At 44.0% G+C, this 14409-nt stretch carries 14 protein-coding genes and 2 pseudogenes; all 16 read right to left on the bottom strand.

Features of this window, described 5'->3' with window-relative positions:
* Window positions 1–6: 6 nt before the first annotated feature.
* Complete coding sequence (locus RCH61_RS05550; protein WP_306480087.1) at window positions 7–891, bottom strand: branched-chain amino acid ABC transporter permease; 885 nt, start codon at window positions 889–891, stop codon at window positions 7–9.
* A gap of 365 nt (window positions 892–1256) precedes the next feature.
* Window positions 1257–1886, bottom strand: coding sequence for a cytidylate kinase-like family protein (locus tag RCH61_RS05545; RefSeq protein WP_306480086.1), 630 nt, complete (start codon window positions 1884–1886; stop codon window positions 1257–1259).
* A gap of 144 nt (window positions 1887–2030) precedes the next feature.
* Window positions 2031–4181 carry an ABC transporter permease gene (locus RCH61_RS05540; RefSeq protein WP_178007730.1) on the bottom strand — a complete coding sequence of 717 codons (2151 nt, stop codon included), beginning with the start codon at window positions 4179–4181 and terminating at the stop codon, window positions 2031–2033.
* Window positions 4178–4942: an ABC transporter ATP-binding protein gene (locus RCH61_RS05535; RefSeq protein WP_306480085.1), complete on the bottom strand. Its 765-nt coding sequence runs from the start codon at window positions 4940–4942 to the stop codon at window positions 4178–4180. Before RCH61_RS05535 ends, RCH61_RS05540 begins: the two co-directional genes overlap by 4 nt.
* 117 nt (window positions 4943–5059) lie before the next feature.
* Window positions 5060–6052, bottom strand: a complete 993-nt coding sequence (locus RCH61_RS05530; RefSeq protein ID WP_306480084.1) for a sensor histidine kinase — start codon at window positions 6050–6052, stop codon at window positions 5060–5062.
* Between the two features lie 4 nt (window positions 6053–6056).
* Complete coding sequence (locus RCH61_RS05525; RefSeq protein WP_178007219.1) at window positions 6057–6746, bottom strand: response regulator transcription factor; 690 nt, start codon at window positions 6744–6746, stop codon at window positions 6057–6059.
* A gap of 29 nt (window positions 6747–6775) precedes the next feature.
* Complete coding sequence (locus tag RCH61_RS05520; protein WP_306480083.1) at window positions 6776–7198, bottom strand: GNAT family N-acetyltransferase; 423 nt, start codon at window positions 7196–7198, stop codon at window positions 6776–6778.
* Entirely contained in the window at window positions 7199–7957 is a 759-nt protein-coding gene (locus RCH61_RS05515; RefSeq protein WP_178007223.1) for an SseB family protein, read from the bottom strand. It abuts the gene before it with no gap.
* A gap of 103 nt (window positions 7958–8060) precedes the next feature.
* The gene (locus RCH61_RS05510) at window positions 8061–8453 is read right to left on the bottom strand and encodes a diacylglycerol kinase family protein (protein WP_306480082.1); all 393 of its coding nucleotides are present in this window, start codon (window positions 8451–8453) and stop codon (window positions 8061–8063) included.
* Window positions 8454–8469: 16 nt separating this feature from the next.
* Window positions 8470–10053, bottom strand: a complete 1584-nt coding sequence (locus RCH61_RS05505) for an ABC1 kinase family protein (protein ID WP_178007227.1) — start codon at window positions 10051–10053, stop codon at window positions 8470–8472.
* 2 nt (window positions 10054–10055) lie between these two features.
* Window positions 10056–10379: a phasin family protein gene (locus tag RCH61_RS05500; protein WP_306480081.1), complete on the bottom strand. Its 324-nt coding sequence runs from the start codon at window positions 10377–10379 to the stop codon at window positions 10056–10058.
* 74 nt (window positions 10380–10453) lie between these two features.
* Window positions 10454–11011 (bottom strand): inorganic diphosphatase, encoded by a 558-nt coding sequence (locus RCH61_RS05495; RefSeq protein ID WP_306480080.1) that lies wholly within the window; start codon window positions 11009–11011, stop codon window positions 10454–10456.
* Between the two features lie 110 nt (window positions 11012–11121).
* A complete protein-coding gene (locus RCH61_RS05490) occupies window positions 11122–11568 on the bottom strand; it encodes a hypothetical protein (protein WP_306480079.1) in 447 nt (148 codons plus the stop codon).
* A gap of 349 nt (window positions 11569–11917) precedes the next feature.
* Window positions 11918–12013 (bottom strand): annotated as a pseudogene (locus tag RCH61_RS09870) (type II toxin-antitoxin system RelE/ParE family toxin); the annotation flags it as partial.
* A 9-nt stretch (window positions 12014–12022) separates the two neighbouring features.
* A pseudogene (locus RCH61_RS09865) lies at window positions 12023–12133 on the bottom strand (type II toxin-antitoxin system prevent-host-death family antitoxin); the annotation flags it as partial.
* A gap of 453 nt (window positions 12134–12586) precedes the next feature.
* Window positions 12587–14215 (bottom strand): Na/Pi cotransporter family protein, encoded by a 1629-nt coding sequence (locus tag RCH61_RS05475; protein ID WP_178007235.1) that lies wholly within the window; start codon window positions 14213–14215, stop codon window positions 12587–12589.
* Between the last annotated feature and the right edge of the window lie 194 nt (window positions 14216–14409).

Genomic DNA, 14409 nt, shown 5'->3' with positions numbered 1-14409 from the left:
CATCACCTACACTTTCTCCTGAATCTTCTTACCTAACAGACCTGTAGGTTTCACAAGAAGCACAACGATCAATACTGCAAATACGATCGCATCTGCCATCTGTGATGAAATATAAGCTTTTCCGAAAATCTCAATCACACCAAGCAGGATTCCTCCGATAAACGCTCCCGGAATCGAACCGATTCCTCCGAATACCGCAGCAACAAACGCTTTGATACCCGGCATTGCTCCGGTATAAGGCGTCAGGCTTGGATATGCAGAACAAAGAAGCACACCTGCAACCGCTGCCAGCGCAGAACCGATCGCAAATGTAAGTGCAATCGTTCCGTTTACATTAATTCCCATAAGCTGAGCCGCGCCTTTATCTTCTGATACAGCGCGCATTGCCTGACCGGGTTTTGTCTTCTGTACAAAAAGCATGAGAACAGTCATGATAACTACACATGCCGCGATCGTCACGATCGTCTCCCCTGAAATATTCAATCTGCCGTCTGCCAAAGACAGCCCTTTCCATTTAATGACTGACGGAAACGTCTGCGCGTTCGCTCCAAATACAAGAAGAGCCGTATTCTGAAGCAGGTAACTCACACCGATCGCCGTGATCAATACGGCAAGTGAAGAAGATGCGTTACGCAGCGGCTTGTACGCGATACGTTCAATCAAAATTCCGAGCACTGTACACACGATCACTGCTGCAACGATCGCAAGCAGAGGTGACATTCCGGCCTTCATCATCGTGATCAGCGCCATATACGCACCGATCATAATAACATCGCCGTGTGCAAAATTCAGCATCTTCGCGATTCCATAAACCATCGTATACCCGAGCGCTATGATCGCATAAACGCTTCCAAGACTGATTCCATTAATCAAATACGATATAAAACTCATGTCTCATTCCCTTTCATTTTCTCTTATTGTTCCGATAAACACTGACAGTCTGTTTATCATGATTACTAAGAATTATACCACAGGCAATACCGTATTATCAACAGGAAAAAACGAGTACGCTCTGTTTTTTCTCCTAAAGCTTTTTTCACGCCTTACTAAAACCGAAAACAAAGCGTCTCCTTAAAAAGCGGCAAATCACCAGAAGTGCCAAAAGACATATTCCGGGATGATAAGCAGGCGCCAAGGTCTCGGGCAAGCCCGGACTTAGACTTGTCAACATTGCAAATAAAAACGGGCGGAAAATTCCACCCGTTTTTTTCCGGCTCTTTGCTGCTCCTGACAAACGCCCACACGTATTTTCGCTTCTAGCGCTCATCCCACTTCCGATAAATTGCCTCCAGTGCGTCCACTGCCCCGTCAATTCCGAGAAGGCTTGTATTGAACATCATACTGTTGGAATCGATTCCGCCCCACTCGCGTCCGGTCCGTGCTTCATAGTAGAGCTTCCTTTCCCGATCTGTCTTTTTCACTTTATCCGCCGCCTGCTTTTCATCCAGCTTGTAAAGCTTCATTATCCTGCGGATACGGTCATCCTTATAGGCATAAATAAATGTATTGATACAGTTCGAATAATCTCCGAGTATATAGTCTGCACATCTTCCGACAAAAATTCCCGGACCTTTCTCCGCCAGTTTTCTGATGATTGCCGACTGCCGTTCAAAAACCCGATCACTCAAAGGTTCTCCTGACGCTTCTCCACTCATAAATGCGGTATAACTTCCCGTGCTGACCATATAAGCCGAAAGAAATCTTCCGAGGATCGTCTCATCTACCTGCGTCGCATCTTCGCTGCTGATTCGAAGTTCCTGCGCCGCCATGCGGATCAGATTATGATCATAGAGCGGAATATCAAGCCGTTCTGCCAACTGGTTTCCCACTTCATGTCCGCCGCTTCCGAATTGTCTTCCGATCGTGATAATCGTATGTTTCATCATATGTGCCACTCCTCTCTGCGGATCGCTGTATTTATATACACAAGTATAACATTGTTTCCGGGATACGGATAGAAATTTATTGTTTTTTTAACTATTTTTTCTGTATTTTCTATCTTTTTGACTTTATCTTTTTATTTTTTATCATTATTTTTCTTTTCCGCTTATAATCGTATAATAACTTTTTGACGTCACCATGTAGACAACTACATAAAACAGAGCGAACACAAGATAGCAGCCGATGGTCACGATCACAAACACTTTCGCCTCTACGCCTGACATAAGCATCAATATTTTCTGGATCATCGGAAATGCAAAAGCAAGGTGAATTCCCGCCATGATCAGCGGCATGAAAAATACAGTAAGCACCTGCGAGTTGATTGTCTGCTTCACTTCTTTTTTTGTCATTCCCACCTTCATAAGAATATCAAACCGATCCTGATCTTCATATCCTTCGGAAATCTGCTTATAGTACATAATCAACACCGTACCAAACAAAAATACTGCTCCGAGAAGCACTCCGAGGAAAAACAGTCCGCCGTTAAGGGCAATAAACTCCCCTTTTCCCGATGCTTTACAATCCGCGTAATAATTTGCCAGCGAATCTCCTGCCCGTTGCCCCTGCTCATCCGTCACATTGGAGAGCTGACCAAAGGATTCCAGGATTTCTTCATAAATCTCTATCTGTTCTTCCTGATCACATTCCAGATCAAAATCATAACATTCTTTTAAAGTAAGCAGATATAATGTTCCGTCCTGCAAAGGTTTTGCATTGATTGTTTCGTACGCCGTCGCTATTTTTTCAATCACGGACAGATCTTTCACAACAATCTGATACGTTCCCTGCATATTCGCCATAGCAGTTCCGACTTTTATCGGAGGCTCTTCAAGCGTTTTTACTTCCCATGTTCCGACACCATTGATTGTGAAAGACTCATACTCATAATCCGTTTTATATGCATAGAGCAGCATTTCATCTTCCGCCAAAGTCTCATCTGTCCCGTGCAGTCTGTTGTAGTCGTCCATTGTCGTAAAATACATCGTCTTCACAGAAGCCGACAACCCCGAATTTATAGAGGCAAGTTCGCCTCTCATCTTTTCAAAATCAATAGTCAAAACATCGTCTGACTGTACTCCGGACAAAGAATATAGATTATAATTCTGAAGATTCTTTTCCTTTACTCCGTGGGATTCAAGCACCTCTCTTACAGCCGCCTTATACGGTGCGGTCATCTCAGGAGTCATACGCTGTACTACGCTGTCTTTTTGCTCTGCTTCTGATCCGTCCACATTTTGCGGAAGCGATGTTTTGCCACTCCACTCAATCGAAATATCATTCGGATATCGATTTTGGATTGCCGACTCCGTATCCGCAAAAATACACATTGTAGAAGAGATCGTCACAAGCACCATCGTAGATAAGATACAGATCGATGCCAGACCCGCACCGTTTCTCTTCATTCGGTAAACCATCTGAGACAAAGATACAAAATGTCTCGTCTTATAATAATATTTTCTGCTCTTCTGAAGCAGTTTGCAAAGAGCCACCGATCCTGCAATAAACAGAAGATATGTCGCAATAATTACCATTACGACTGCGAGAAAGAATACAAGCATTGCCGTTGTCGGATCAATAATTTTTACAGCCAGATAATATGCTCCGCCAAGGATCACCGCTCCCGCAAGCGCGAAAATCCAGTTTGCTTTCGGCGGTTTCTCACCGACATTTTCACTTCTGAGCATCTCGATGGGGCGAAGTTTATATACTGACACAAGCATACGCGCCATGATAAGCAGGAAGATAACAAGAAACAGACCGACCGTCATAAGGATCGGCTTCCCTTCTATACTGATCCCGAATCCGGTCGCGCCATCGAGAAGTTTAACCGCCAAAAGTTCCGCAAGCTTCGAAAACAAAATTCCAAATACGATTCCTATAATCAGAGAAACTGCTGCCGTCAGTATATTTTCCCACAAAAGAATCCTTACAAGATTGCGTTTTCCCATTCCGAGGATATTATACAATCCCAGCTCTTTCTTCCTTCTCCTTATAAGAAATGAGTTTGTATAATACAGAAAGATCAATGCAAACACCGCAACGACAAACACGCCCATAGACAACAGTCCCTGCAGCATTTCCCCGCCTCGGATGGACGCAATTTCCTCACTCACCGACAGGAAAGAGACGATGTAATACATCATAATCATACAGATACATGTCAAAATATACGGGAAATACAGTTTTCTGTTTTTTGAGATTCCTTCTCCCGCCAATCTGATATAAAACCCTTTTTTCATCGTCTGTCACCGCCTGTCGCAAGCATCGTCAGTGTGTCTGAGATTTTCTGATAAAGCTGTTCGTCCGTCATCTGTCCTCTGTATACTTGATGAAATACTTCCCCGTCACGAATAAACAAAACGCGCCCTGCCTTGCTTGCCGCTTTGACCGAATGCGTTACCATAAGGATTGTCTGACCGCCTGCGTTGATCCGGGCAAACAGACCGAGCAGTTCATCTGTCGATCGAGAATCAAGCGCCCCGGTCGGTTCGTCGGCCAAAATCAATCTCGGATCTGTAATCAGCGCCCTGGCGACAGCCGCTCTTTGCTTCTGACCGCCCGAAATTTCATACGGATATTTTTCAAGAAGCGTCGAAATCCCAAGTTCTTTTGCAATCGGCTGCAGCTTCGCATCCATATGCTTATAAGTCTCTCCCTTTAACACAAGCGGGAGCAATATATTGTCCTTTACGTTAAATGTATCGAGCAAATTAAATTCCTGAAAGACAAACCCAAGATTATCACGACGGAACTGAGCAATATCCTTATCTTTTATAGAAGATAAAGGTTTTCCATCAAGAAGGACTGTTCCTTCCGTCGGTTTATCAAGAGCCGCCATAATATTAAGAAGCGTCGTCTTTCCCGAACCGCTCTCTCCCATGATCGCCACATATTCTCCTTCTTCCACCGAGAAGTTTACGCAGGATAACGCCTGCACCTGATTACCGCCAAAACGCGGTCTGTATATTTTCTTTAAATTCTTGACATCTAAAACTGCCATTTCATACATCCTCCTCTTTTTTACTTGATAGTGAAAGTATAGCAAAAGAGCCGGAATGCCAACATCGAATTTTGTGACATTCCGACCCGCCTATGTGACAAATTTGTAAGACCGCTTTTACTCAACTTCCAAAGGGTAAGATGACAGATCGATCGTAAACGTACTGCCTTCCCCGACTTTTGACTTCGCCGTCAGCTTATGCCCGAGTTTATCCGCAGCCGTCCTGCACAGATAGAGTCCGATTCCCGTCGATTTCTTATCCAGCCTTCCATTATAGCCGGTATACCCTTTTTCAAAGATACGCGGAAGATCTTCCTGAGAAATACCGATTCCGGTGTCCTGAATACTTACCAGTTTATTCTCTCCATCCACAACAATCGTCACGTTTCCTCCCGCTGTATACTTCACGGCGTTTGACAAAAGCTGTTCTATAATAAATACAAGCCACTTTTCATCGGTAAGAACCCGGATATCTGTTCCTTCATAAACAAGTCTGAGCTTCCGTCTGATCATCTGCCCCGCATACTTTCGGATTGCTTTGCGAATGATATCGTCCAAAGGATATTCCTGGATCACAAGATCCGAAGCGTCCTGTCCAAGTCTCACATAGCAAAGCGCCATTTCCACATACTGTTCCACCCGGAATAACTCTCCGCTGATCTCTCTGTTGAGCGGAGTATCTTCCTGCTGAAGAAGCACACGCATTACCGCGATCGGAGCTTTAATCTGATGCACCCATGTAGCGTAATAGTCGTTCATATCTTTTCTGGCAGCCTGCCATTCTTCCCTTTGTTTTCTGTATTCGCCCTCTGCCTGAAGTAAGATTGCCTGATATTCCCGCTCCGTCATACACTCCGGTTTCGGCAGGATTTCTGATACGATCCCGCCCATTTCACAAATCTGACGAAGCTCATTATATCGTTTCTCCCTCTTTATATATCCTAAAACAAGAAAAAGAGCTCCAAACACAACCGTCACAAGGAACGGATATGCAGCCGCTTTCACGTCGACTCCGTACAAGATAAAACATACTGTAAAAATCCCGCCGCTTAACAGCAGCCAGATCCACACATAACGGCAGTCATACAAATATCCAACAAATCGTTTCATCCGCTCACCCGCCGTTTCGTTCCTGCCGGATAATATACCCTTCTCCGACTTTTGTAGAAATAAAATCCGTAAGCCCTGCTTTATCCAGTTTTCTTCGAAGCCGGGCAATATTTACCGTCAGTGTATTTTCTTCTATATAATTATCAGTTTCCCACAAACGCGTCATCAGCGTGTCCCGACTTACAAGACGCCCTTTGTTCTCCATTAATGTCTGAAGGATTCGAAATTCATTTTTTGTCAGATCGATTTTCTCTCCGTTATAAGTAAGAGAAGCGTCATTCAAATTCAGAATCGCGCCCTGATGTTCAAGGACCGGTATCTTTCCCGACAGATCGTACGTTCTTCGCAAAACCGCCTGCACTTTCGCCGTCAACACACTCAGGTCAAAAGGCTTCGGAACGAAATCATCTCCTCCCATATTCACAGCCATGATAATATTCATATTATCAGCAGCCGAAGAAATAAAAATCACCGGCACATTCGACACTTTCCGAATCTCGCTGCACCAGTGGTATCCATTATAAAATGGCAGAGTAATGTCCATAAGAACAAGATGTGGGTCATATTCCGCAAAAATTCCAAGTACGTTTTCAAAATCCTGAACGTACTGTGCGTCATTTCCCCACATCTTCATTTCTTTTTGAATTGCCTGCGCCATTGTTAAATCGTCTTCAATAATCAGTATCTTATACATGCCGCCCGCTCCCTTTGCGTTCCTTTTGATCAGTCAAGGATCTTCATCATAAGATCGCCGTCTCCGCTTGTCGTAAATCCCGTCTTCTCATAGAACCCTTTCATCAGCTCCATATACTGCACCGGACCTGTATATCCAAGCGGCGCAAGTTCATAACCGACCGGGGAATAGATCAACGTGATCCCTTTCTTTCCGAGTTCGGTCACGATCTCATTCATACACGCCGTTCCGTAACCTTTCCCCCGCAGTCCGAAATCGGTCAGATAAAACTCGAGGATCCTGACTTTCGTCCGGTTTTCCATCTCATATTCCATGTGAAAGACAGAAAGACCTTTTTCGTATACATCAACCGTCTTAGGCATATACTTAAATTCCAGGATATGCCCGCTCTTATCCGTAAGATCAACTGCCCTGAAATATTCTTTTCTCAAATACACTACTAATTCTTCCATCTACTCTCTCTTTCCCTGCGCCACCTGAAGCTGCACGTTTACTCCGAGCGGATTCAGCACAACGCCTTTTACATCTTCTAACAGCAATTCCGCGATCTTCGTTCCCGGAACAACTGCAGATCTGACAGGTCTTCCCTTTGTAAACTTTTGAAATTCCAGCATATCAGTAAAAACCGGCTGGTACAGCGTACCGTCTTTCTGTTTCAAAATCGGGATCTGACCGTTCTCCTCAACCGGGATCAAAAATGTTCCCTTCCCGTAATGAGCAAGAAGCTCTTCCTGTAATTCTTTTAACTCTTCTGTCATCTGCGGCTCGGCCTGTTTTCTCATCTCCTGCATAAAATAAGCCGCCGTCAGATGAAGCGCCGGATTTTCAACGATCTGTTTCCCTTCGGGAAGATCTTTCGGTATATTTCTTGTCACCAGATCAGAAAGCTGAACTTTAATCTCCATATCTGTTCCGCTGTTGACGTTCAGCGCGTTCACTCCCATTGTATACAAACTCGTGTAAAATGCAAGCAGCTGCTGCTGTGCAAGTTTCGCCACCGCGCTCACATATTTTTCTTCAAGAAGTTTCCTTGCTTTGTCCTTTGCGTCATCCATCTGATAATAAAGAAAGATCTCATCATCAAACGTCTCGTCATCACATTTTACGAACGGCAATTTTGTCGCCGCCGACATAATAACATATAATTCTCCCGGATTACGCAGAGCCGCCAACGTCTCCTGTTTTGTCACTTTTGTTTCTTTCTCGCTCATTTTCAGCTTTTCCTTTCCTGTCTTCTCTCCTTTAGTCTGATCCGATACATCCCGTATCTGTTCACGCCAATGCTCGATCCCATTTATTTTACCACATGTCCGGTCACAACTCCATCAATTCCAGCAAATATGGTATAAAAATAATACAGCCGATAATCGCGGCTGCAATCGCCGACACAAGCACCGCCCCTGCCGCTGTATCTTTTGCGATCTTTGCCAATGGCTTCTTTTCCTCCGTCACAAGATCCACAACCGCTTCGACCGCCGTATTCACAAGTTCCAGCGACAGGATCAATCCAAACAGCAACAGACAGATACACCACTCGACCGGTTTTATATGAAGGAACGTCCCGGCCGCAGTCACCGCAATGACTGCAAGACAATGAATCTTCATATTCCGCTCTTTTCGGATACCTGTCCAAATTCCCTCAAAAGCATATCCGAAACTTTCATGCAGCGGATTTTTCCTTCCGTTTCTATCTTTTTCTTTTTCCATTGATCTGCACCTGATTCTATTTTTTCGAAAGAATGTGTTTGATAAATACATACAGTACGATCAGAAATGCAAGAATATATCCGAATGCTCCGATTGCCGGAATGCCGAGTATCTTCGGACTCATATCTGTCGTACAGATAATACTGGAACTGATCAGAAGCGCCATGACCCACAGTCCCATAACAATATTTCTCACGAGACGCCTCAGCAATACTGCAAGATCATCTGACGCCCGCAGGTCAAGATTAATCTTCGCCTGTCCTTTCAGATATCCCGCCATCATATCCGACACCATTGACGGAATGTCCAACGCCTTCCGCATCGACTTCACCGCACTTTTCCCGCTGCTTTTCAGTTCCTTCTTCCAGTCAAAATTCCTGAAAAACTCTCCCGAAATACGTGCCGCCGCAATCTCTGTCATATTAATCTCAGGCGCGATCGCCGCCAAAACCCCTTCCATATGCGTCAGACCTCTCGCCAAAAGTGTCAGTCCGTGAGGCATTCTGATCTTATTGATCTTCATTACATCCATCAGATCCATCGTAACTTCGCCGACATTGATCTTGCCCATATCTTCATGACTGTACTTCAGCATCAACCCTTCGATTCCCTCATAAAGCGCTCTTTGATCCGGGCGTTCTTTAAACTCTCCAAGACCGAGTACCGCCTGCTGAATCAGTCCGATATCGTTCAAAGCAATTCCTTCGATCGCTTTTCCAAGCATCTCCCTGTCATGCTCCGTAAGACGCCCCATCATTCCCATGTCGATCCATATGATCTTGCCGTCCCGTATCTTTACATTGCCGGAATGGGGATCAGCATGGAAAAAACCGTCGTCCATAACCTGCTTAATATAATTATCAACAAGCTTGCTTCCGATCTCCTTCAGATCATATCCTTCTTCCTTCAGCCGCTCTTTATCATCAATGTCACAGCCGTCGATGTACTCCATAACAAGCACATGAACTGTTGTAAACTGTTGATATAGTTTCGGAGTTCCGACAAAATGAACCTCCCGGTTCCTTCTGGCAAACTCCTCCATGTTAGATGCCTCTGTAAGAAAGTTCATCTCATCTCTCGTCACCGACCAAAGCTCATCCAAAACAAGATCAAAATCCGCCATATTCTTCAGGCTGACCGGAGGCATCAATTTCACTGCCTTTCGAAGAAGTTCGATATCCCGCGCCATCTTTTCGTAGATTCCTCTGCGCTGGACTTTTACAACAACTTCTTCTCCGCTCTTCAACACTGCCCGGTGCACCTGCGCGATCGATGCCGAACCTTGCGGAGTCTCATTTATATAAGAAAAAACTCTTCTCCACGACCGTCCATAAGATTCTTCTATAACCGACAGCACTTCCTCGAACGCCATAGGCTTTACATCTGAACAAAGCTGCATCAGTTCATCACAGTACCGTTTCGGCAGGATATCCGAATGCATCGCCATGATCTGTCCGAGTTTGATAAACGTCGGCCCCAGATCTTCCAGTATTTCCCGAAGTTTTACAGGCGTTACGCCTTTTGTAATATTATGTTTGCGGAGCACCGCCATAATTTCCTTCAGTCTGGAATTATATTCCATCGGTTCTATGCTACTCATAATTACGCTTCATCTTCCGCAGTTTCCGCAGCCTCTTCTTTTTTTTGGATCTGTTCTTTCAGCGCTGCGATCTGCTCCGGCGTCATCTTATCGAGAAGATCTGACAGTTCTTCCGCCGTTGCCGGTTTCAATGCGTTCACTTTCTCCTTCACCGTCGTTTTCACGTTGTGCTTCAGCTCTTCGTTCAGAACTTTCCCCTGCTCTACTGTCAGTTCTCCCTTTTCTACCATCTCTTCCAGAAGATCCTTCGACTTTTCGGCTGTAACCGCAACCGCTCCGATGCCTGCCAAAAAGATCTTTTTCAAATTATCGCTCAATTTATCCATACCAATGATTCAACTCCTTTCATCTGCCTGTTCACCTGCTGTTTTGTTTCTATAACTTCTTCCAAATCCGTCTTCTAAGATTCTTTCTCATTCGATTCCTGTGAACCATATTTTTCCTTATATCGTTCGATCGACTCCTCGATAATCTTCACCGCGCCAAGCGCGCCTTCAAACTCGTCCACTGCCGTCTTCTTTCCTTCCAGATCTTTATATACGGTAAAGAAGTGTTTGATCTCTTCAAAAATATGTTTCGGAAGTTCTGAAATATCCGTATACGCTTCATATGTCGGATCCGCCCACGGGATGGCTATGATCTTCTCATCGCCTGCTCCTCCGTCTGTCATCTTCATAACCCCGATCGGATAGCATCTTACAAGAGTCAGCGGCTCAAGCGGCTCTGAACACATTACAAGTACGTCAAGCGGATCGCCGTCATCACCGAGGGTTCTCGGGATAAAACCATAATTCATCGGATAATGCGTCGATGTATACAAAATACGATCAAGGATAATATATCCGGTTTCCTTATCCAGCTCATATTTTTTCTTGCTTCCTTTCGAAATCTCGATCACAGAGATAAAATCTGTCGGAAAAATCCTCTCTTCACTAATGTCATGCCATATGCTTCCCATAATAACCTCCTCACTATCTCCGCATATCAGATACGGTCTGCCATCGCAGAACACATCCGAACCATTTCTCTTTTCCGCGGAAATATCCTGTTTAAATTCATACTATGATTTTACCTCTTTCCGTCGATTCCGTCCAGTATTATATCGCCGTCACGATAACGAATCTGAAACAATTCCTCTTTTTTCCCGATCTCTTCCCGTTTTAAATACACATGAAAACAGACTTCCTCCGCCTTCCCGCCGAAATCCATTGAAAGCCTTGTCGTATAAAATGAATTTTCTTCGTATTTTTGTATTACCTCTTCTGCAAAAGCTTCATAATCTTCAATTCCACTGCAATTTGCAACGACTGTCAGATCATAAGTATGATTTTCGCGCCGGCTTGCCACAACATCAGGAACATTATATCCCCCGCTTCTTTGCGTGTTCTCATCCCTCTCCTGCACACATCGCCGCATTTGTATTATAATACACAAAACCGCGGCTGCACAAAGAAGTCCTCTCCACAAATATGCTCCGTAACCTTTCGTTTTTTTCTCCTCGCTCTTCTGCTTCATTTCGCATCACCTGTCTTTTTTGTCGTTTTTTGTCTCACTTTTACAACCGATTATATCGTCTGGCAACCTCGAAATCAAGAAGATCGGTTGAAAAAACGAGACAGCTCCCGGCATTTACAACAGACCAAAGTCTGACTGCGAAGCAAAGAATCCGCTCATGTAAGTATGCATCCTCAAAAGGATTTTCATTACACAAAAAATGAAATCACAAAAATTACAGCCAGGCTTTCGAAAAGTCTGGCTGTTTATTATTCTTTCTCGCAAATAAATCCTTGTCACTATACATTTTTGTATAGTCGTTATGGTTCTATCTGGTTATATATGTGTTCCACTGTCCTATGTCCATAGGCTCTGATCCCATTCCCGGAAACATCTGAAGATTCTCAAATTTACCACAAATTTCCTTCATGGTTTTTGCCGCATATTTCTCGTTATCTTCAGCAATATAATCCCGGATAAGCTTCTTTTCCGCACGATCACGCTCATAGTCTTCAAAATCCATAACCACAAAACGTCCTCTTCCATTCTTGATAAGATATACAGGTTCGCCTTTGCGGCACTTAATTCGTTACCCTGCAAAAAGAAATCTTCTTCAACAGTCATAGTTTTTCCGGTGTAGGATCTCGCTATATCCATTTCTTATTGCGATACAAGATACTCCACGCTATACTGAGCGAGTATAACTAATCGCGAAAGAGAAGCGGATGCAATTTCGACCAGCCCTCTAGTTTTTAAAGGAGGGTGATGCCCATGAGCACAACGGAAGTACTTACATTGCTTTTAGTAGTTTTTGCGGCTCTGACTTACATAGATAATCGACATAATAAGAAATATATACACTGGGAGACATGAGAAATCAAGTCCCCCATTTTTTTACAGAAAAAGTAACTTTCCAATTAAAAATCTTAAATATGGTTATCAAAAAAGCAAAAAGGAAGCTGCTGCTTCACGATTTTTCAATCGTTAAAGCGACAGCCCCTTTATTATTCTTTCTCTATTGCTGTTTTTCAGCCTGTCTTTATTCCATTCCTCTATACAGTTGTGCGATGTTCAGAGCATGATCACCCATTCTTTCAAAATCTGTCAAAATCTCTGAAAATACAATTCCGCTCTGCGGTTTACATTTTCCTTTTTTCAAACGCTGCATCTGTTTCTTAAAGTATTTATCCCGCATATCATCTGTCTTCTGTTCGATCATAACAGCCTGACTCAAAATCCGTTCTACATTCTCGGAAGAAACGTCTTTCAGATTATCCAAAGCCGCGAGACACTGCTGCTTCATCTCGCTTAGCTCTTCTTTCACCGTATCGGAAAATTCAATCTCCCACTTTTTCATGTCATCTCCGTACTCTGCAAGGTTGATGGCATGATCCCCGATCCGTTCCATATTGCTGATGATCGCATAATAACCGTTGATCTTCCTTGAATCCGACATATTCATCTCACTTGCCATAAGAGAAACAATGTACTCTGAGATTCCTTTATTCAAAAAGTCGATATACTCTTCTCGCTCCGCCACTTTCTTGCGAAGTTTTTCATCGTAATTGATGAGGTAATCAAATGCATCGTTTATATTTTTTCCAACCATATCCCGCATTCTGTTCACTTCATCACGAACCTGTGAAACTGCCACCGCGCTGTGACCGATCGCATAGGAAGATTCAAACGGACGGATATATTTTAACCGAAGGTCTTCATCCTCTGCTTTCTTACTGTCCGGAAGAATGCGAACTGCAAGATCTGCCATGTAAGTACCAAACGGAAGAAGCAAGATCGTCGTCACAATATTAAACACTGTATGCGCATTCGCGATCTGCGCCACTGCATCTCCCGGTGTCAGCGCCTCAATCCACTGTACATACGGCGTCACAAGACAGATTACCGTAAACAATACTGTACCGATAATGTTGAACAGCAGATGGATAACTGTTGTTCTCTTTGCATTTACTTTCATCCCGATCGATGCCAAAACCGCCGTGATACAAGTTCCGATGTTCTGTCCAAACAAAACAAATACCGCACTTGACAGCGGGATCATTCCTGTAGACGCAAGCGCCTGCAAGATACCGACCGACGCCGATGACGACTGGATCACTGCTGTAAACAACGCACCTACCAAAATACCAATAAGCGGATTGTCAAACTTCGTCATCAGACTAATAAACGCTTCCGAATCCTTCAGCGGCGACATTGCAGCTCCCATCATATCCATTCCCATAAAAAGAATACCGAGTCCTGCGAAAATACTGCTGATATGGTGAACCTTTTCATTCTTCACAAACATGATCGCTGCCACACCTGCAATCGCAAAGAGCGGCGCAATCGCTCCGATATCAAGCGCGATCAACTGTCCTGTGATCGTCGTTCCGATATTCGCTCCCATAATCACCCAAACAGCCTGTTTCAGTGTCATCAATCCTGAATTTACAAAGCCCACTACCATGACCGTTGTCGCAGAAGATGACTGGATCACCGCTGTGATGGCAGCGCCTACAAGTACACCTTTTATACGATTCGAAGTCAGTTTTTCAAGAATTGATTTCATCCGGTTTCCGGCGGCTGCTTCCAGTCCGGTGCTCATCATCTGCATTCCGTACAAGAACAGCGCAAGACCGCCGAACAGCGAGAGTACATCTGTTATTCCCATTCCTTTTTCTCCTTTTGTAAATCATCTAAATTTCTATATTCTGTTTTCTTTTATATGGCGCATCTTTCCTTGACGCGCTGTTCTTAAATTAACATTCGTCAACCGGTCTGTCAATTCTATTTTACTGTTTACTTACATTTTCTTAACGCTTTCTTAACGCCCGTTTTTTAACAGTAAGCGGTCGTCAGCAAAAA

It is taken from the genome of Mediterraneibacter sp., from assembly GCF_030825015.1.
Lineage (GTDB): Bacteria > Bacillota > Clostridia > Lachnospirales > Lachnospiraceae > Mediterraneibacter.
This window is presented reverse-complemented; position numbering and strand designations above follow the sequence as displayed.

Excerpts from the sequence above, each read along its gene's own strand:
- RCH61_RS05505 (WP_178007227.1), bottom strand. The coding sequence starts at position 10,053 with ATGAGTAGCATAGAACCGATGGAATATAATTCCAGACTGAAGGAAATT.
- RCH61_RS05515 (WP_178007223.1), bottom strand. The coding sequence starts at position 7,957 with ATGAGCGAGAAAGAAACAAAAGTGACAAAACAGGAGACGTTGGCGGCT.
- RCH61_RS05475 (WP_178007235.1), bottom strand. The coding sequence starts at position 14,215 with ATGGGAATAACAGATGTACTCTCGCTGTTCGGCGGTCTTGCGCTGTTC.
- RCH61_RS05535 (WP_306480085.1), bottom strand. The coding sequence starts at position 4,942 with ATGGCAGTTTTAGATGTCAAGAATTTAAAGAAAATATACAGACCGCGT.
- RCH61_RS05525 (WP_178007219.1), bottom strand. The coding sequence starts at position 6,746 with ATGTATAAGATACTGATTATTGAAGACGATTTAACAATGGCGCAGGCA.
- RCH61_RS05500 (WP_306480081.1), bottom strand. The coding sequence starts at position 10,379 with ATGGATAAATTGAGCGATAATTTGAAAAAGATCTTTTTGGCAGGCATC.
- RCH61_RS05550 (WP_306480087.1), bottom strand. The coding sequence starts at position 891 with ATGAGTTTTATATCGTATTTGATTAATGGAATCAGTCTTGGAAGCGTT.
- RCH61_RS05540 (WP_178007730.1), bottom strand. The coding sequence starts at position 4,181 with ATGAAAAAAGGGTTTTATATCAGATTGGCGGGAGAAGGAATCTCAAAA.
- RCH61_RS05520 (WP_306480083.1), bottom strand. The coding sequence starts at position 7,198 with ATGGAAGAATTAGTAGTGTATTTGAGAAAAGAATATTTCAGGGCAGTT.
- RCH61_RS05545 (WP_306480086.1), bottom strand. The coding sequence starts at position 1,886 with ATGATGAAACATACGATTATCACGATCGGAAGACAATTCGGAAGCGGC.
- RCH61_RS05495 (WP_306480080.1), bottom strand. The coding sequence starts at position 11,011 with ATGGGAAGCATATGGCATGACATTAGTGAAGAGAGGATTTTTCCGACA.
- RCH61_RS05530 (WP_306480084.1), bottom strand. The coding sequence starts at position 6,052 with ATGAAACGATTTGTTGGATATTTGTATGACTGCCGTTATGTGTGGATC.
- RCH61_RS05490 (WP_306480079.1), bottom strand. The coding sequence starts at position 11,568 with ATGAAGCAGAAGAGCGAGGAGAAAAAAACGAAAGGTTACGGAGCATAT.
- RCH61_RS05510 (WP_306480082.1), bottom strand. The coding sequence starts at position 8,453 with ATGGAAAAAGAAAAAGATAGAAACGGAAGGAAAAATCCGCTGCATGAA.